Raw genomic sequence first — 18,050 nt, forward strand, 5'->3', positions numbered from 1 at the left:
ATAATCTACAATAGATGAAGTTGATTAAAATGGGTGTGTAATGGAGTATTTAGCTTATGAATTGGTAAGTGGGTGCTAAGCTGTTTAACCAGTAATTGTTATTAATATACCGGAATAAGGGTGTTGCCCGGCACAAATGAAGAAGTTGAAGCAGATTATTTCGGGTTCCTGCTGAGGAAAATAATTGACATTTTACCCACCTTTTTTTTACACTACTTGCCGGCTAATTTTAATAAGTAAATAGTAAGAAACTGCCGGTATTTTTAAGCATCTGGTTGGGAGTAATAGCCTTTTTTTCTACTTTTAGCAGCAATGAAGCTATTTATCTATTCGCCGCTGGACGAATCTTTACGGTCCTTTTTACGGAGTGCCTTACCCGCATCGGTACAACTTGTTTTTAGAAAGGAATTATCTGGTAATGCCTTAACCGAGGCTTTTGCCGAAGCCGAAATAATCATGGGCAACCCGCCGGTTGATTGGTTCGCACAAATTCCACCCCACTTAACCTTCTGGCAATTAGATTCGGCTGGCTTTAACCAGTACCAGCACTTGCGGCTGGAGGCTCAAGTGGCTAATATGGGCGATTTTTACGCGAAACCTTGTGCCGAAACCATGGTAGGTGGAATTCTGGCTTTTTACCGCGGCTTGCCCTTGCTGGTGAAATGCCAGGAACAGAAACGGTGGTTAGGCGGTAAAATCAGGCCTCACCTGGATTTACTCAGCAATAAAAAGATTATTATTTTAGGAGCCGGCTCCATTGGCCAGGCAGTAAAACAAATGCTTGAAGGGTTTGGTTGTGCGGTTCAGATGACTGCCCGCCGCAATCCCCAGGCCCAGATTCATACTTTTGATGCTTTGCTGGAGACTTTACCGGAAACCGACCTGGTAATTAATACACTGCCGGGCGGCTTAGATAAATATGTTTCCGCAGCTTTTTTTCAGGCAATGAAACCGGGCAGCCTCTATGCCAGTGTAGGCCGGGGCAATACCACCGATGAACAAGCCTTAATCCAGGCATTACAATCCGGAAAATTAGCCGGAGCGGTTTTAGACGTAACCGAACAGGAACCCTTACCCGAAACCAGCCCTTTGTGGGAAATGGAAAATGTAATTTTAACCCAACACACCGGCGGCGGCTTTAAAGTGGAAGAAGAAGGCAAGGTTCAATTATTTTTACGAAACTTAAACAAGTTCCTGGCCGGTGAACCACTTGAAAACCAGATAAACCTGGCGCAGGGCTATTAATAAAATATAGAGCCCAAAAAGCGGTACTATAAAACTTACAGATACCTGCAAAAAAAAATCGTTAATTACCCGTTCAAATAAAATATCCACCCCTAAGTAATAATTTGTTTTATGTCTGATGATAAAAAATTCAGGAGTTACGATTGGTTTGGCAAATCCGATAAAATGGGGTTTGTGCACCGGTCCTGGTTGCGGAACCAAGGGTACCCGAGCGATTATTTTGATGGCCGGCCGGTAATCGGGATTTGCAATACCTGGTCGGATTTAACGCCGTGTAATGCCCACCTGCGCGATTTTGCCGAGATAGTGAAAAGAGGCGTAATAGAAGCCGGTGGTTTTCCGCTGGAGTTTCCGGTAACTTCCCTGGGCGAAACCATTATGCGGCCATCTACCATGCTTTTCCGGAACCTCGCCAGCATGGATACCGAAGAAACTATCCGGGCTAACCCGCTGGATGGAGTAGTACTGCTAACCGGTTGCGATAAAACTACGCCTTCTACTTTAATGGGTGCCTGCAGCGTAGATTTACCTACCATTGTGGTGCCGGGCGGTCCCATGCTGAACGGCCGCTATAAAGGCGAATGCGTGGGTTCCGGCTCTTTTAACTGGCTGATTAAAGAAAAACAAACCGTAGAAAATTACACCGCGGCAGATATTCTGGAAATGGAAATTGGCGTTGCGCGCAGCCAGGGCCATTGCATGACCATGGGCACGGCCTCGACCATGGCCTGTATGGTAGAAGCGCTGGGGCTTACGTTGCCGGGGGCAGCGGCAATTCCGGCCGTTGATTCGCGCAAAAAAGTAATGGCCCAGCTTTCCGGCCGCCGGATTGTGGAAATGGTAAAAGAAGATTTAAAGCTGTCGAAAGTGCTCACCCGCGAGGCTTTCGAAAATGCCATTGTGGTGAATGCGGCCGTGGGCGGATCTACCAATTTCATTATTCACCTGCTGGCCATTGCCGGCCGGATTGGCGTAGAGTTAAACCTCGATGATTTTGATGCACTTGGCAGTAAAATTCCACTGCTTGTAAACCTGAAACCTTCGGGCAAATATTTAATGGAAGACTTTTATTATGCCGGCGGCTTACCCGTGGTGCTGCAGGAAATAATGCCTTACCTGCACCCCGATGTCATTACGGTAAACGGCAGCACCCTAGGCCAGAATAATGCCGAAATGACCTGCCACAATAAGGAGGTAATCGCCACCCTGGCGGAGCCGCTGCAAACCGAAGCCGGGATAGCGGTGCTCAAAGGAAATCTGTGCGAGAATGGCGCCATTATCAAGCCATCCGCCGCCTCACCGGCCCTGATGAAACACCGCGGCCGGGCTGTTGTTTTCGAAACCATAGAAGATTATCACGCCCGGATTGATGATCCGGATTTGGATATTGATGAAACCTGCGTTATCGTGCTGAAAGGAGTGGGACCGAAAGGTTACCCCGGTATGCCCGAAGTTGGCAATGTGGATTTACCGGAAAAACTCCTCAAAAAAGGAATTCGGGATATGGTGCGGATTTCGGATGGTCGGATGAGCGGCACGGCCGCCGGTACCGTGGTGTTACACGTATCGCCGGAATCAGCGGTAGGTGGCACTTTAGCGGTGGTCGAGAACGGTGATATGATCGAACTTGACGTGGAGCAGCGGAGATTGCACCTGGATATTTCGGATGAAGAATTACAGCGCCGCAAAGCCGCCTGGATACCGCCGGCACCGCAGGCTGTCCGGGGGTACGTAAAGCTGTACATCAACCACGTGCAGCAGGCCCATTTAGGCGCCGATATGGATTTATTGCAGGGCGGCTCCGGTTCAGAAGTAACCCGGGATCTTCATTAAGAACGGAATATTTACCTTATCTTTTTATTAAGGAAAGTAATAAATCAGGCGCAACTGGCAAATACTGGCTTCACCTGATTTATTACTTTACAGTTTTTTATTGCTACTGAACTGTTGATTGCCGAGTTGTCCTGGCTCTCCCCTAGAAAATATACCTGGCTAAACTGCAGGTTTAAGGTATTATTTTGTAATTAAGCTTATTCGTAAATTAGATTATAAGCTCTTATTTACCTCTTGTAATTAAGCTGTTTTCTTTTCGACTGCTTAATCAACTCATCGGTTAAGAACCGACGCCAAATTAATCTGACTATTCCGCTCGTTTAAAAAATTCTAAACAGATATCTTATTTGTATAATTAAATTTTATATTTTACAATTTCCTAGCCATCCGGCGCAATTTATTTTGGGTAGCATCTTTTTCCGCGTTTGTTTTATCAAAACTAATTCTGCTCATGAAACCTGTTGTGCAAATATCCCTCGACCTGACCAATATTGACGAAGCTTTGGAAACGGCAGCGCTGGCCATGCGCGCCGGGGTAGATTGGCTGGAGGTGGGTACGCCGCTTATCCTTGCAGAGGGGCTGCACGGTGTCAGGAAGTTGCGGGAGGCTTTTCCGGGAGTGCCGTTGGTGGCAGATTTGAAGACCATGGACGGCGGTTACCTGGAAGCCGAAATGATGGCCAAAGCCGGGGCTACCCACGTGGTAGTTATGGCCCGGGCCCATGCCGAAACCATTAAATGCGTGGTACAAGCCGGCCGTGATTTTGGGGTAAAAGTGATGGGTGATAATATGGTTTGTCCGGATATGGTAGCCGGCGCTAAATGGCTGGAGGATTTAGGCTGCGATTATGTAATTCACCACATTGGTTATGACGAACGCCGCGGTATTGCCGCCCAAGGCCAACGAATGCCCAGCCCGCTGGATCAGTTGCGCGAAGTAGTACAAGCCGTGCGGGTGCCGGTGCAGGCGGTGGGTGGGCTATCACTGGAGCAAGCTATCCGCTGTCCGGAATACGGGGCGCCGCTGGTAGTGCTGGGTGCCCCGCTCACGATAGATGCCGATGCCTTCCGGACTGCGGACGGGGACCTGGAAAGTTCGCTGCGGTTGATATGCGAAAAAATTCATGCCTACGGCGATGTTCCGGTGGGCCAGGTTTAAATATTAAAAAATAGCCATTTCCTTATGAAATCTGCTGCCGTTGTAAACTATGCCCCGGAAAAAGGCTCCGTTGAGATCCGGGAAATTCCTAAACCCACCATCGGGGAAGACGATGTACTGTTAGAGGTGGCCAACGTGGGCGTATGCGGCAGCGACCTGCATCAATGGACGGCCGACCACAGCTGGCCAGTGAACTACCCGGTAGTGCTGGGTCATGAATTTGGCGGTCATATTGCGGAAATAGGTAGCCGGGTAGTTGGTTGGAAAGAAGGGGATCGGGTCGTAAGCGAAACAGCCGCGGTCATCGACCCTAATAATCCATTATGCCGCCGGGGGCTATATAACCTCGATCCTACCCGCAAAGGCTTTGGCTACGGCGTAAATGGCGCCATGACGCGCTTTGTCCGGGTGCCGGCCCGCTGTCTCCACCAGGTACCTGATACCTTATCTTTTGAACAAGCCTGCCTCACTGAACCCTGCAGTGTGGCCTATAATGCCGTGGTAGAAAATTCCCGCCTAAAGCCCGGCGACCGGGTGGTAGTGCTGGGGCCGGGTACCATTGGTATTTTGTGTGCCGCCGTAGCCCGCTTGTGCGGGGCCGAAGTAGCAATAGTCGGCCTGGAACCGGATCGGCACCGCCTGGATATTGCGGCCCAATACGGCTGTGAACCAATTATGCGCGATGCTTCGGAATGGGCCAAACAACGCGATGGGCTGGGGGCCGACTGTATTATGGATGCTGCCGGCGTGAGTGCCACCTTAAATATTGCCCTGCAACTGGTTCGCCCCAATGGCCACATTACCAAGGTAGGGTGGGGCCCGCAGCCGCTGAATTTTTCCCTCGACCTCCTGGTACAAAAGAATGTAACCTTGCAAGGTAGCTTCAGCCACAACTGGCCCATTTGGGAGCGGGTATTAGCCTTACTTGCCAGCGGCGCTTTAGACGTAAAACCAATTATTGGTGGGGTTTGGCCTATTACCGAATGGCATGAAGCTTTTGAGAAAATGCACCGGGGCGAAGTGGTAAAAAGTGTACTGAAACCCGTCTGAGCCATGCGCCTTCAGGATAAAGTAATTATTATAACCGGCAGTTGCACCGGCATTGGCAAAGCTATTGCGGAGCGCTGTGTGGCCGAAGGCGCACGTGTGGTAATTCACGGACTGGAACCAGATTTAGGCGAAACCCTGGTGGTGAAATTGGGTCCGGAAAATGCCCGACTGCACATCCAGGACCTTGCTGATGCGGATGCCCCGCAACAGTTGGTGACTTTAGCTTTAGAGGCTTTTGGCAAACTGGATGCCATAGTTAACAATGCGGCAATGGTGGTGTCCTCGAATATTAATACCACAGATGCGGATTTTCTGCGGCAGGTGCTGGAGGTGAATACTGTGGCTCCCTTCCGGCTTATTAAAGAAGCTTTGCCCCATCTTTCCCGAACCCGTGGCTGTGTCCTCAATATTGGGTCGGTGAATGCCTGGAGCGGCGAACCGAATCTACTGGCCTATAGCATTTCGAAGGGGGCTCTTCAGACTCTAACCCGTAACCTCGGCGATACCTTGCACCGCGAAAACCGGGTACGGGTAAACCAAATTAATCCGGGTTGGGTGCTCACCGAAAAAGAAGCGCAACGCAAGCAGGAACAGGGCCTGGCAGAAAATTGGTACGAAGCGGTGCCGCCGGTATTTGCACCAGCCGGCCGGATTTTGTGGCCCGCTGAGATAGCCGCTGCCGCCGTATATTGGCTGGCCGATGAAAGCGGCCCCATCAGCGGTCAGGTGGTGGATCTGGAGCAATATCCGTTGCAAGGGCGCAATCCACCCAAAGATACTTCCACGCTGGCGACTACCACCAAGCCAGGATTCGATACAGCAGTAAGTAAACTCTAACTACATTAACGTACAATATTTCTCAACCAATTAAATAATCTTATGCCCCAACTCGCTGCATTTCCGAAAGCTTTTATGCAGGCGCTTTGCAAAGACGGTACCATGCGGGTTTCCGAATGGATAGACTTAGCTACAAAACTGGATATTGATGGGTTAGAGTGGTATGCCGGCTTTCTGGAGATGGCCGATGAAGCAAACTGGTCACTTTTCCGCCGGCAGGTAGAAGAACGGGGCAAGGTAATTCCGATGCTCTGTTGCTCCCCGGACTTTACGCATCCGGATAGAAATTTCCGGGAGAAAGAAATAGCCAAACAGAAACGCTGGATTTATATGGCGCAGGCGCTGGGTTGCACTTATTGCCGGGTGCTCTCCGGTCAGCGCCGGCCGGAACTAAGTGTTGAAGCGGGTATTCAACTGGCAGCCGATTGCATCAAAGTGTGTTTGCCATATGCGCAGGAGCGGGGCATTACGCTTATTATCGAAAATCATTATAAAGACGACTTTTGGGAATATCCAGAATTTGCGCAGAAAATGGAAGTATTCTGCCAGTTGGTTGATAGTGTACATCATCCGAATTTTGGGGTAAATTATGACCCGAGCAATACTTACCTGGCCGGCGAAGATCCGCTGGAATTATTGAAGCGGGTTTCGGACCGGGTGGTTACCATGCACGCCAGCGACCGCTATTTAATAGAAGGCACCCTAGCGGATTTACGACGGGAGGAAGGTGGTTCTGCCGGCTACGCCAAACGCCTCCGCCACGGCGAAATAGGAAAAGGATTAAACGACTATGATGCAATATTTAAGGAACTCAAAAGGGTGGGCTTCGATGGCTGGATCAGTATTGAAGATGGCGTGGAAGGCATGGCGCAACTGGAACGGAGTGTCACCTTTTTGCGGCGTAAAATGGCGGAATATTGGCCAGGTAAATAAGTGAATATACGGTAGTACTTTCCCTTGGCAACCAACAGCGCTGAGTTTTATATCAACCCTGGTAGAAATAACAAATATTAATGCCTCCCGATGAACTCTTTTACACCGGAATTCGCCGGACATTCTGGTTAGAGGCATAGTTGCACTATCCGCAATTTATGTAATATTTACTTCCACAAGCTCCCGATAACCATTAGGGTGCGCTGAAGCGCAGGTTCTGGTTTATACTGGTATTATATTAAAGTTATTTTAGAAATGAAAACAAAAGCTTCCCTGCTTCTCTTGATAATCTTTGGATTGCTCCTGGCCTTAACTTTTAACAGGAATATTCAGGTAGAACTTCATGCTGCCGCATTGCAAAAAGCGCCTGCTAATGGGCGGTATTTATATGTAGCTGTGCCGGGAATTCGTAATTACCTGGGTTATGGCGGCCACGGCTTGCTGGTTTTTGATATGGATAATGGGCATAAATTTGTGAAGCGCATTAAAACCCAGGGTTTAGGCCGGGACGGTAAACCGGCGAATGTGAAAGGAATAGCAGTCAGCGTACCGCTTAATAGTATTTACATCAGCACATTGGGTACGCTACAACGCATAGACCTCACCACCGAAAAAATATTATGGGAGAAGCCTTACGAAGGCGGCGCCGACCGGATGGCCATTTCCCCGGATGGCAAAACCATGTATTTACCATCTTTGGAGAAAACTTTCTGGAATGTAGTAGATTGTGAAACCGGAAACCTGCTAAAGAAAATAGAAGTAGTGGGGCGGGCCCATAATACCATATACGGGCCATCCGGAAATTACGTGTACTTAGCCGATATTGCTTCGCCGTTGCTGCATGTGGCCGATACCAAAACCCACACCATTGTGAAAAAGATAGGGCCATTCAGTAGGGGCATTCGCCCGTTTACCATAAACCATAGCGAAACGCTGGTGTTTGCAACCGTAGACAGCCTGCTGGGTTTTGAAGTAGCCGACCTGAAGTCGGGTAAGCTCCTGGACCGCGTAATAGTAGAAGGCTGGAACAAAGGCCCAGTCCGGCGGCACGGTAATCCGAGCCATGGCATTGGCCTCACGCCGGATGAAAAAGAAATTTGGCTGGCCGACGGCCATAATATGCGCCTGCATGTTTTTAGTGCGGTAAAACCTTATCAGCAATTAACCACCATTCCTTTACAAGATATGCCCGGCTGGATAACCTTTAGCATGGATGGCAAATACGCTTACCCATCGAGCGGAGAAGTAATTGAGGTTAAAACCCGTAAAATCCTGCTGACGCTAAAAGATGAGTTTTACAACCAAGTGGCCAGCGAGAAAATGGTAGAAGTTCAAGTAGCCGGCAATAAAGTGGTGAAAGCGGGTGATCAGTTTGGCATTGGGCGAGCCACCAAAAAAGTGGCTACAAATTAATAATATTTGGATTGAGTGATTCGGCAAGAAATCTGGTTCAAGTAATATTTAGGATAAATAGTTCTTTGTCGCCCATTAAACAGTAAAATTTATCAATCATTTTCCTTTTTCGGCTGTTTGCTTGATTAGTTGGCAATTACTTTTCTCTTGGAAGATATTAACCCTTCCGCCCTCCAGGCATCTTCCCTGAATCAGGGAAGGAGTTCGGCCGAACCGGAACATTATGGAGTAGCTTTGTTGCGGAGGCTCATTAAATAATGATTGAACCGGGAAAGACAATAGCTACTGGCAACTGACATCAGTTTGGACAGCGAGGGCCTTTTGGAAGATGCTCTTCTGGGTTTCCGGTGCGCAGCATTGCGAGGTACGAGCAAAGGAAAGATGAGCAGCCCGAGTGGCCAAACGGGGCCCGCTGGCCGGGAGGCTACTTAGGATTGTAAAGCTAGTTAGCACCTACCCATTGAAAGATGAAATCTTTCAAAAGATAAGCAGAAAGAAAATCAGACCATTTGTGGAACACCATTTAGAAGATTAGTTTATAGTAACCGCTACGGCTATCCAGAAGAAAAAACAAAAGCATGGGAAATATTCCATGCTTTTGTTTTTAAATATTTATCCTATTACCTAAAGGCAAAAACTAATCTTTTATTTCTTACCAGTAGCGCTCGGCACTACTTTCATGTTTCCTTTCATCACAAAATAATGACCGGGAAAGGTGCAAACGTACGGGTAATCACCTGCCTTGGGGGCAGTAAAATAGATACTTTGGGAGGATTCGGGTTGCAGCAAACAAGTGTTAAACAATACATCTGGCGAGGGCGGCACGTAACCTAATTTAGAACCGTTGATGCCCAGTTCCATAGCCATTTTTCCAACCGCCTCGGCCTTACCCTTTTTAACAATAACCAGGTTGTGCAGCATATCGTCGGTGTTGTTGAACACCAGTTTTACCCGGCTGCCTTCGGGTACTTCAAAATTTTCAATCGCGAATTTAAGGCCTGGTTTGGTGCCAATATTAATCGTTACTTCTGGGCCATTTGTCCAATTGGCGGGCTGAACCGTAATATTTTTACTGGCATCTGGTCCGCAAGGAGAATTATCGTTAGGCGTTGAGGAAGTTTTTTGAGCAGCTAACATTGCGGCGTGGTCATGGTGGTTAGCGCCGCCACCCGGAATATTATTCAGGGTGTAATAAGCCACCGGGTGCAACAGTTCTTCACCGGCCAAATTTTGCAAGCCTTTAATTTTTAGTTCATGAATATAGCCGGCCCGTAAGCCATTAACCATAATTTTTACCTTTTTGCCGTCAGGAGAAACAACGGCTTTGGAAACCGGCAAGCTTAAGGTATTAATAATGGGGCTGCCGTAGGTGCGGTGGTAAGCATACGTAAAGCTGTTTAGCTGGTAATTGGTCAAACTGGCGGCCTGCTTTTTATTAATGGGTTGGGTAAATTCTATTTCGAAGCCATCTTTTTGCGCGCGGACGGCTTTCATTTCGAAAGGAGTTTTACCATTGTAAGTTAGTCGTTGCAGGCCATATAAATCTTTACCGGTGGATGCCCAGCCCCGGCTGGTCATGCCCACAAACAAAGAATTATCGCTACCCCAGGCCATGCGTAAAATGCCCGAAGAAAAGCCTTCGCGGAAAGGAAAGCACGCACCCTGGTATTCGCCGTTAACTTTTTCCAGGAAAACCCGCATGATTTTACTGTGGCCCTGGTCGCCTACGAGCATCTGGCCTTTAAACGGACCAAAAGCATCATTATCGATATTCAGAATAGCCGAAGTAGAAATGCCCATGATGGTATGAGGAAACCAAACGGTGGGCAGTTTTACTTTATTGTGTTTCTGGGCGAAATCGTACATCAGCCCGATGGAGTCGGCGAACATGTCGGGTTTAAGCTGCAGCGGCGAATTAGGTTCGCCAGACCAGCGCAAACCAGCCGGATTACCAGCAAAATCGCCCAGCTTTAGTTCCGTAATGCGGCCAGATCCAATCCAATCGCCCTGATTTTCGGCGTAAAAAATATCGCCGGCGGTATTCAGGCCAAAGCCGGCCGGGGAGCGTAGGCCGGTAGCAAAAGGTGTCATTTCGCCTTTTTCGGTTATTTGCAGCATCCAGCCCCGCCATTTGGTTAAACTGGCACCCCGGCCTACCCACGATAAATTTAAATTTACCAGCATATCGCCGTTGGGCAAAAACAGGGGGCCGTAGGAATATTCGTGGTAATTACCAGATAATGGCCAGGCGTAAATGGTTTTAAACAAATCGGCTTTGCCGTCCTGGTCGGTGTCGGTAATTTTGGTTAGTTCCGAGCGCTGGGTAGTATAAAAAGCGTTGTTGCGGTAAGCTAAATAAAGGGGCTCGTGCAGGCCGGTAGCAAAGCGGGTATATTTTGGCGTTTTCAGTTTTTTGCCGTAAGGGTCTTCAATTACCCATATTTCGCCGCGGCGCGTAGCTACGCCCAGTTTATCATCATGGGTAAAAGCCAGACCGCCCACTTCCAGCATTACACTATCGGGTATGGGGACATTTTTAATACCGTAATATTTACTTTCCCGGGCGGCATCTCCTTGCTGGGCTTTTAGTATTAAAGGAGCAAAAGAAATAAATATTAAAAGCAGCAGGTGGTGAAATTTAGTTTTCATAACAGCGCAAAAAATCTACCAGATGATGGAATATTTAACCTGGATATTGTTAGCAGAAGCACTTAGGGGCAATAATAATTGGGTCTGGCCATTGCTGGTCCGGAGAAGGGGCTTGCTGTTGCCGGCCTGAATATCTTCGAGGTAGTAACTTTTGTCGTTAACAGCATAAGTGCCGTTTGGCAATTGCTGAATATTGTGGCCGCTGGCTAATAATAAGTAAACTGGCTCCGGGGTGCCACTAGATTTAACCGTAATTTCCCGGGTTAAACCTTCCTGACTGGCAGTAGGAGCGAGGTAGTCTTCCACCGAAACATTGGGTAAAGCATAAAAGAAAACCGGCAAGCCGTTCGGGCGCAACTTATAACCTTTTTCAACGAAAGGGCTATTATCCGGATGAATGGTATCGGGCCAGGCAATATTTTGTTCTTTTAAGAAAGTAATGGTAGGCAAGCCGGAAAGCTGCAGTTCCGGGCCTAATGGTTGTGCCAGTTGCTTTTCGCCGCGTTCTACCCACATGTGGCCTACATCCAGGTAGCCGCCGTGCCAGGCACTTAGAGGCGTATAAGCATTTAGGTCGTAGGCAAAGTTAATCCCACCCGGAATGCCTACCGCCGCCGCATACGTATTGGTGCCTTGTTGGTGTTTCATAAAGCCGCGTTGCAGCACCGGTTCTTTTTTAACCTGGTAAATTAAAGATTCTTCACCGGAAATGTGCCGTTTAGAAGCCGGAGTGGTTAAGGTAGTCCATGGAATATTTGGGCCTTCGTATTGCACAACCAGGCTGCGGTCGTGGTTCGAAAAAATTAATTTAAAAGGGTGCTTGCCGGCAGTGAGGTTGGTGCCACCGTAAAAGAAACGCTGCAAATCGCGGGAGCCTTTATTATCTAATATTAATTTATTATCCAGAAATATCCAGGTTGACCCGGCGGCCGTAACCCGGAATAAATATTCGCCGGTGCGGGGCGCGTCTATTTCGCCTTCTACTATTAGCAGTTCATTTTCGTCGCCGATTTTATGCGACAAAGAATCAGTATTTCCGGTTTTAACAGGGGCAGTAGTTGGCAATTTATTCAGGTCGCGGAAACGGCCTTTGTGTAACTGGTACTGCATGGTTGATAATACCAGCCGTTGTTCTGCATACGTTTTGTATTGAATATTTTTAAAAGCAATGGGGCCATTTCCGCCAAATAGCATTAACGGGCCAGTGGCTTTTTCTACTGATAAAGAACCTTTTTCGGAAGGCCCTGTTAAGGTTACATTTTGTTGAACCACCTTGCCATTTAACGATACTTCTATTAATTGGGCATCGGCCGTTTTTTTACCAGTTGCATCGAACCTTGGCGCTTTAAAACTAACCCGGAGGTGCTGCCATAAACCCGGCGCTTTAGACGCGTTAATAGCGGGAGCAGAATTGTTGGTTCCGGCCAAAATTCCACCATTATCGGTAGGCGTAAGATTTTGCTGCAACCAACTATCTTTTAAATTAATTAAGTAAATTCCGTGCAAAGCAATAGCCGAAGCGGAACCTTTTGCCAGCAGAAAATCTAATTCCAGATCCAGATCGCCGTGTTGCAGTTTGGTTATTAACGGATTGTTTTTTTGTTGCGGTTGGTAAACCAAAATACCTGTGCCGGATTTACTTTCCAGGTGCTTTTCTTTTTTCCGGTCGGCAAATACTTCTCCGGCCAGGTGCCATTGCTTTTTCTTTACGGGCCGGAATGCCTTTAAATCTTTTAGGCTGAGGCTTTCATAAGGAAGCGCTTCCGACATAACCGTTTTATTCAGGTTTTGAGCCATTGCTTTTCCAGAACATAATATTTCGGCTATGAAAAAGGAAAAACAAAAAAGTAACAGAAGCTTCCGGACCATGATTAGGCAATTTTATTTTTGCGGTTAATTTCTATTCATCTATGGTTTTAGAAAGTTCGGGAATTATCAAACTTTCCTATTGCTGCCACATAGAATTAGGCTCACATTAAAGCAGGTTAAAAATAATAATTTTATTTATATGTAAAAATTAATTTTATTATTAAAAAATAAATATTCCTTTTTAATAAATTTAAATACAGCTTTTCTTTCCGAAACAATCTCGTAAAAATGTTGTAGCTCATGGGTTTTCTAAGTCATCTTTTTAGTTTTTAAACCTCCTTTTACAACCAAACCGTATAAGCTAGCGTCGGGAAAAGAAATATTACCTTAATTATTAAGTGTAATAATAATTCCGCAAGTGGTAGCAGGGTTGAATTTTGCAAAAGCTCACCCTTTTATTTTACCTGACCAACCAATGACTTAAATATTGCAGTAATAATTAACTATGGTTTTTATCCGGTTTGTAACAGTAATTAAATATTTCTTAAATAAAGTTTCTGCTAATAATTATTTTGGGTTGTTCTGGTGCCTTGCCACGTTCGTGGGTTTTAGCATAATTGCTACGCCTGCCTCTGCCCAGTTACTGCCAACCAGCGATACTACAGCAGAAGTTTCGGCACCGCAGTGGTTACCCGATTCTTTGGGCCGGCGCACGCCCCGGGGTACAGTAGCAGGATTTATAGATGCTGTTGCAGATGAAAATTATACAAGGGCAGCCCTTTATCTGAACCTCGACAGTACTTTAAGAAAGACCGAAGATAGAGAAAACCAGGCCAGGGCCCTGCAACGACTGCTCGACAAAGGCGGCAGTATTATTCCGTATTCCTTTATAAGCGATAAACCGGAGGGTAATGCCGATGATAATCTCGGGCCAAACCTAGATAGGGTAGGTACGGCTACGGCTAACGGCGAGTCTTTTGATTTAATTCTGGAGAAATCTGTAGATACCACGGGCGCTCCGCTTTGGCTGTTTTCAGCGCAAACCTTTAAGCGAATACCAGCCGATACCCAGACTGTAGCATCGGCACCTGTTACCAGCAAGGTTTTACCCAAAGGTTTAAAATATTATAAATGGGGCGGCGTACCGGTGGGGCACTGGTTGGGTATGGTATTATTGGCTGTGCTGGCGTACCTGGCGGCTTGGGGCATAACCATTGCGGTTACTTTTATTATCAGGGTAGTTTGGCATAAATCTAAAGATGAACCTACAGTTGGTATTATAAAGGCTTTTGCTTTGCCCATAAGGCTTTATCTGGCGGCCTGGATATTAGTGGTTTCGAGCCAGGAAGTTGGTATTTCCATTATTGTGCGTCAGCGTTTTAGTGAGACAACCGTAATTGTGGGATTAGTAGCGATTTTATTGCTGATTTGGCGATTACTGGATGTGGTAAGCCGGTTTGGCGAGAAAGAACTAACCCGGCGCGGGATTATGTCGGGTATTTCGGTAGTATTATTTTTGCGGCGAGCTGCAAAAATTGCCTTAATTGTTCTGGGTATTATTACCATTTTAGGCACCTTAGGTTTTGATGTTACTACCGGTATTGCGGCTTTGGGTATAGGTGGTATTGCCCTGGCCTTAGGCGCTCAGAAAACCGTAGAAAATTTTGTGGGAAGCGTTACCTTAATTGCCGATCAGCCCATACGGGTAGGCGATTTTTGCCGGGTTGGGCAAACTTTGGGTACGGTAGAGCAAATTGGCATGCGTTCTACCCGGCTCCGCACCAGCGAGCGTACCATTGTTACCATACCCAACGGCGAGTTTGCCTCGTTGCAAATAGAAAACTTTGCGCATCGCGATCGCATTCTTTTTGCGCCTAAACTACGCTTGCATTACCAAACCACCACCGAGCAAATCCGGGAGATTCTGAAAGCCCTACGCACCCTTTTAGCCGATAACGCCGAAGTAGATCCTACCTCGGCCAGGGTCCGGTTTATTGAAATTGCGCCCGATTCCCGTACCGTAGAAATATATTCCTATATCCTGACGAATGACTTTAATAAGTTTCTGGCAATTCAGGAAGAACTAATATTAAGCATAATGGAGGTAGTGGAGAATAAAGGACAAGGATTTGCTTTTCCGGCCCAAAACCTATACTTGTCTCAGGATAGCAGCCCGAATATAGCCTCAGGCAAGGCCATATCAGAAAGTGAATAAAATATACATTGTTGCTTAATAAAGAGATTAAATAAAGGCACTCTATTTAATTTCCTCTGAATAATTTACCGGTAATCATATCCTTAACCTTCTTATTATCTTAACTGGGCATTTAATGTTTTACTTGTCATTTTTAGGTAGTAAAGCAGAAAGCTGCTAATTTCTGTTTTATTTTATACCAGGTAAATGAAGATAGCTTTGCCATTGATATTCAGGTTATGATGAAAATAAATATTCCGGTTAAAAAATATTTGCCTTATTATAGGCGCATTAATTTTTTGCTGCTAGCCTTATTTATTTTTAATGCAGCTTACGCTACTAGTAAAGCGCCCTTTCCTAAAAAAACGAAGCGCATATTATTTTTAGGAAATAGTATTACTTATGCCGGTAAATATATAACCGATATTGAAGCTTATTTTATCACGCATTATCAAAAGCAGCAGTTTGAATTTATTAACCTGGGCTTGCCCAGCGAAACCGTATCGGGATTGAGCGAGCTTAACCACGCTGACGGAAAGTTTCCGCGTCCGGATTTACATGAACGTTTAGCCAGAATATTGGCCCAGGTAAAGCCCGACGTGGTGTTTGCTTGTTATGGTATGAACGATGGCATTTACCTGCCGTTCGATGCTAAACGATTCCAGGCTTTCCGTAACGGTATAAAATGGCTGCACTCAGAATTAGAAAAAAGTAACGCTAAAAAGATTATCTATTTAACGCCACCTGTGCACGACGATAAAGAACTGGGTACAAAAGGGTATAATTTGGTTTTAGATAAATATTCTGAATGGTTGCTGTCCCAAAAAGATTCGCTTCAATGGGAAGTGGCGGATGTGCATACGGCTACAACGCAATATCTGGAGCGTGCGCGGCTTACCCAAACCGATTTTAAACTAGCCAATGATGGCGTGCATCCCGACGATTTAGGCCATTGGCTCATTGCCAGAGCGGTCTTAGAATATTTAGGCGAAAACGTAAACGCAGTACCTGATGTGCAAGCAGCTCTGCAAGTACATCCGCAAGGTAAAGAAATATATAACCTGGTTAGCCAACGCCAAGCTATTATGAAAGATGCCTGGTTAAAAGCAACTGGATTTAAACGCCCCGGTATGGCTCCTGGTTTGCCGTTAACAGAGGCCCAGCAAAAATATGCTCAAATAGAAAAGCAAATTCGCGCAATATTAAAAAGGTAGTTGTAGCGCCCACAGGATATTTGCCAAATTATTGAATTATATGCCGGCAATATTCGTGGGCTAATAAATAAAGGTGTAGGTAATTTATTTATTCTCTTAAATTATATACATGCTCATAAATTCATTTGCTTTTTGTTCCTTTTGTAAAGTTTTGTTTGCAAAATAAATACCATCTAATTAGTGTCGAAATAAATATAGGCTGTGCTTAAAATTATAGATGTACTAAACCGAATCGGGCCAACGCTGCAAATTATTAAAACAGCATTTGCGGCGGCGGCTTCCTGGTTTGTAGCCACCAGCTTGTTGCATTCTGAGTACCCTTATTTTGCGGCGGTTGCGGCCATTATTACGGTGCAGGTTACCGTAGCTGATTCTGTTGATAAAGCAACACAGCGCATTATCGGAATTATTGGCGGAGTGCTGCTGAGTATGCTGCTGGGCCATTGGTTTAAAATTGGCGCTATCTCTATTTTCTTTATTATTCTGATAGGGATGAGCATTGCCAAAGCCCTGCGGATGAACGCTCAGATAATCTCGCAAGTAGCCATTAGCTCATTGTTAGTTTTGGCTTTTGGGCAAACCAAAGAAGGATACGGCTACGAAAGAATTATAGAAACAATTATAGGCTCTGCCATTGCTGTTTTAATAAATGCCTTAATTGTTCCGCAAAATGTTGTACCGGAAGTAGAACAACGAATTTCAACTTATAGCAATCTGGCTGCCGCTACCTTAATTAGTTTAACAGCCCTGCTTAATAATACGGAAAGTAAAAGAAAGACTGGTCGCACAGAAGTTGATGCCCTACTGTTGGAAGCGGAAAAATGTCACAAAGCCTTCGATTTAGCTAAGCAAAGTTTAAAATATAATATTCTGCTAACGTCAAAACGCGTCAGATTAAATCAGCTTGCTGAAAACCTGCATCAATTAGAAAGCATTACCATTCAAATACGAGGCATTCGCCGAAGCTTGGCCGATATAAATATAAAGCAGGATATTCAAATGGAGGAAATGTATGTTGAAGAACTTAAAGAGGCAATGTTAGCCACGGCAGGATGCATTCAGGCATATGGCAAAACCGCAGTAGAAACATCCGAGAATAATTTACAGGAATTGCAAGAAGCAATAACGAAAGCCGTAGCTGCACAAAATAGTTGTTTGCATAATCTTCACCTTATGACTTCTTTAATATTGGTACGTGATATTGGGAGTATTTTAACCGATTTAGGACGGATAGTAACCGAAACAGTTATTCCAAGTCAGGTTCCAGAAACTGTTGTTCCGGCGTAAATTTCTATTGACCTGGAAAATCGAATTGCTTTCACAGTTTTATTGCCGAGGCTAAAACTAAAAATAAAGCATTGTAATTGCCTCTAAATTTTTACAAGCTTCAGAACAACCAGATAAACTTAGAAGCAAATTAATCAAGGTAAGATACAGTACGAAACAACAAGTAAGATATATTAAAAATTTATATTCTTATTTAACAGGTGTTTCCAAGAAAGATACAGATATTTTCAGGTGGTGGTTTGGAAATTTAATATTGGTTCGTACCTTTGCACTCCCAAAACGAAAGTACTGGGGAAAGGCGGCTAGCAGGGCTGTAGAAAAGATTCAGGCAATCATAACAATCAGAGAAAGTTGTATTTAGCTGGAATTTTTGGTTAAATGATTATTGTTAAGTTTGAGTTGCTTTATTAGCAAAGTGCAAAAGCAA

General features: G+C 45.7%; 12 protein-coding genes. 10 read left to right on the top strand and 2 right to left on the bottom strand.

Translation table 11 applies throughout. From position 1 onward, the window contains the following. Positions 1-312: 312 nt before the first annotated feature. The 7 genes from F0145_RS21865 to F0145_RS21895 all read left to right on the top strand — a co-directional run bounded on the left by F0145_RS21865 (position 313) and on the right by F0145_RS21895 (position 8,470). Complete coding sequence (locus F0145_RS21865; protein ID WP_150091998.1) at positions 313-1,245, top strand: D-2-hydroxyacid dehydrogenase; 933 nt, start codon at positions 313-315, stop codon at positions 1,243-1,245. A gap of 111 nt (positions 1,246-1,356) precedes the next feature. Then, positions 1,357-3,078: an IlvD/Edd family dehydratase gene (locus F0145_RS21870; RefSeq protein WP_150092000.1), complete on the top strand. Its 1,722-nt coding sequence runs from the start codon at positions 1,357-1,359 to the stop codon at positions 3,076-3,078. Positions 3,079-3,529: 451 nt separating this feature from the next. Continuing rightward, complete coding sequence (locus F0145_RS21875; RefSeq protein WP_150092002.1) at positions 3,530-4,237, top strand: orotidine 5'-phosphate decarboxylase / HUMPS family protein; 708 nt, start codon at positions 3,530-3,532, stop codon at positions 4,235-4,237. Between the two features lie 24 nt (positions 4,238-4,261). Further along, on the top strand, positions 4,262-5,287 hold the full coding sequence (locus tag F0145_RS21880) for a zinc-binding dehydrogenase (RefSeq protein WP_150092004.1): 1,026 nt from the start codon (positions 4,262-4,264) through the stop codon (positions 5,285-5,287). Positions 5,288-5,290: 3 nt separating this feature from the next. Continuing rightward, positions 5,291-6,124 (top strand): SDR family oxidoreductase, encoded by an 834-nt coding sequence (locus F0145_RS21885; RefSeq protein ID WP_150092006.1) that lies wholly within the window; start codon positions 5,291-5,293, stop codon positions 6,122-6,124. A gap of 42 nt (positions 6,125-6,166) precedes the next feature. Then, positions 6,167-7,057: a sugar phosphate isomerase/epimerase family protein gene (locus tag F0145_RS21890; protein WP_150092008.1), complete on the top strand. Its 891-nt coding sequence runs from the start codon at positions 6,167-6,169 to the stop codon at positions 7,055-7,057. Between the two features lie 255 nt (positions 7,058-7,312). Then, positions 7,313-8,470: a YncE family protein gene (locus tag F0145_RS21895; RefSeq protein ID WP_150092010.1), complete on the top strand. Its 1,158-nt coding sequence runs from the start codon at positions 7,313-7,315 to the stop codon at positions 8,468-8,470. 645 nt (positions 8,471-9,115) lie between these two features. Here the strand turns inward: F0145_RS21895 and F0145_RS21900 are convergent. Further along, positions 9,116-11,119, bottom strand: coding sequence for a plastocyanin/azurin family copper-binding protein (locus tag F0145_RS21900; RefSeq protein WP_150092012.1), 2,004 nt, complete (start codon positions 11,117-11,119; stop codon positions 9,116-9,118). Between the two features lie 15 nt (positions 11,120-11,134). After that, positions 11,135-12,889: a family 16 glycoside hydrolase gene (locus F0145_RS21905; protein ID WP_190277614.1), complete on the bottom strand. Its 1,755-nt coding sequence runs from the start codon at positions 12,887-12,889 to the stop codon at positions 11,135-11,137. 544 nt (positions 12,890-13,433) lie between these two features. Between F0145_RS21905 and F0145_RS21910 the strand changes: the two genes are divergently transcribed. The 3 genes from F0145_RS21910 (at position 13,434) to F0145_RS21920 (ending at position 17,623) form a co-directional block, all read left to right on the top strand. Then, a complete protein-coding gene (locus tag F0145_RS21910) occupies positions 13,434-15,143 on the top strand; it encodes a mechanosensitive ion channel family protein (RefSeq protein WP_150092016.1) in 1,710 nt (569 codons plus the stop codon). A 218-nt stretch (positions 15,144-15,361) separates the two neighbouring features. After that, positions 15,362-16,336, top strand: a complete 975-nt coding sequence (locus tag F0145_RS21915) for an SGNH/GDSL hydrolase family protein (RefSeq protein WP_223816196.1) — start codon at positions 15,362-15,364, stop codon at positions 16,334-16,336. 201 nt (positions 16,337-16,537) lie between these two features. Then, positions 16,538-17,623: an FUSC family protein gene (locus F0145_RS21920; protein ID WP_150092018.1), complete on the top strand. Its 1,086-nt coding sequence runs from the start codon at positions 16,538-16,540 to the stop codon at positions 17,621-17,623. Positions 17,624-18,050 lie beyond the last annotated feature (427 nt).

The sequence above is a fragment of the Adhaeribacter rhizoryzae genome, from assembly GCF_008629685.1.
Classification (GTDB): domain Bacteria; phylum Bacteroidota; class Bacteroidia; order Cytophagales; family Hymenobacteraceae; genus Adhaeribacter; species Adhaeribacter rhizoryzae.

Excerpts from the sequence above, each read along its gene's own strand:
- F0145_RS21870 (WP_150092000.1), top strand. The coding sequence starts at position 1,357 with ATGTCTGATGATAAAAAATTCAGGAGTTACGATTGGTTTGGCAAATCC.
- F0145_RS21890 (WP_150092008.1), top strand. The coding sequence starts at position 6,167 with ATGCCCCAACTCGCTGCATTTCCGAAAGCTTTTATGCAGGCGCTTTGC.
- F0145_RS21905 (WP_190277614.1), bottom strand. The coding sequence starts at position 12,889 with ATGTCGGAAGCGCTTCCTTATGAAAGCCTCAGCCTAAAAGATTTAAAG.
- F0145_RS21885 (WP_150092006.1), top strand. The coding sequence starts at position 5,291 with ATGCGCCTTCAGGATAAAGTAATTATTATAACCGGCAGTTGCACCGGC.
- F0145_RS21875 (WP_150092002.1), top strand. The coding sequence starts at position 3,530 with ATGAAACCTGTTGTGCAAATATCCCTCGACCTGACCAATATTGACGAA.
- F0145_RS21895 (WP_150092010.1), top strand. The coding sequence starts at position 7,313 with ATGAAAACAAAAGCTTCCCTGCTTCTCTTGATAATCTTTGGATTGCTC.
- F0145_RS21880 (WP_150092004.1), top strand. The coding sequence starts at position 4,262 with ATGAAATCTGCTGCCGTTGTAAACTATGCCCCGGAAAAAGGCTCCGTT.
- F0145_RS21865 (WP_150091998.1), top strand. The coding sequence starts at position 313 with ATGAAGCTATTTATCTATTCGCCGCTGGACGAATCTTTACGGTCCTTT.
- F0145_RS21910 (WP_150092016.1), top strand. The coding sequence starts at position 13,434 with ATGGTTTTTATCCGGTTTGTAACAGTAATTAAATATTTCTTAAATAAA.
- F0145_RS21900 (WP_150092012.1), bottom strand. The coding sequence starts at position 11,119 with ATGAAAACTAAATTTCACCACCTGCTGCTTTTAATATTTATTTCTTTT.
- F0145_RS21915 (WP_223816196.1), top strand. The coding sequence starts at position 15,362 with ATGATGAAAATAAATATTCCGGTTAAAAAATATTTGCCTTATTATAGG.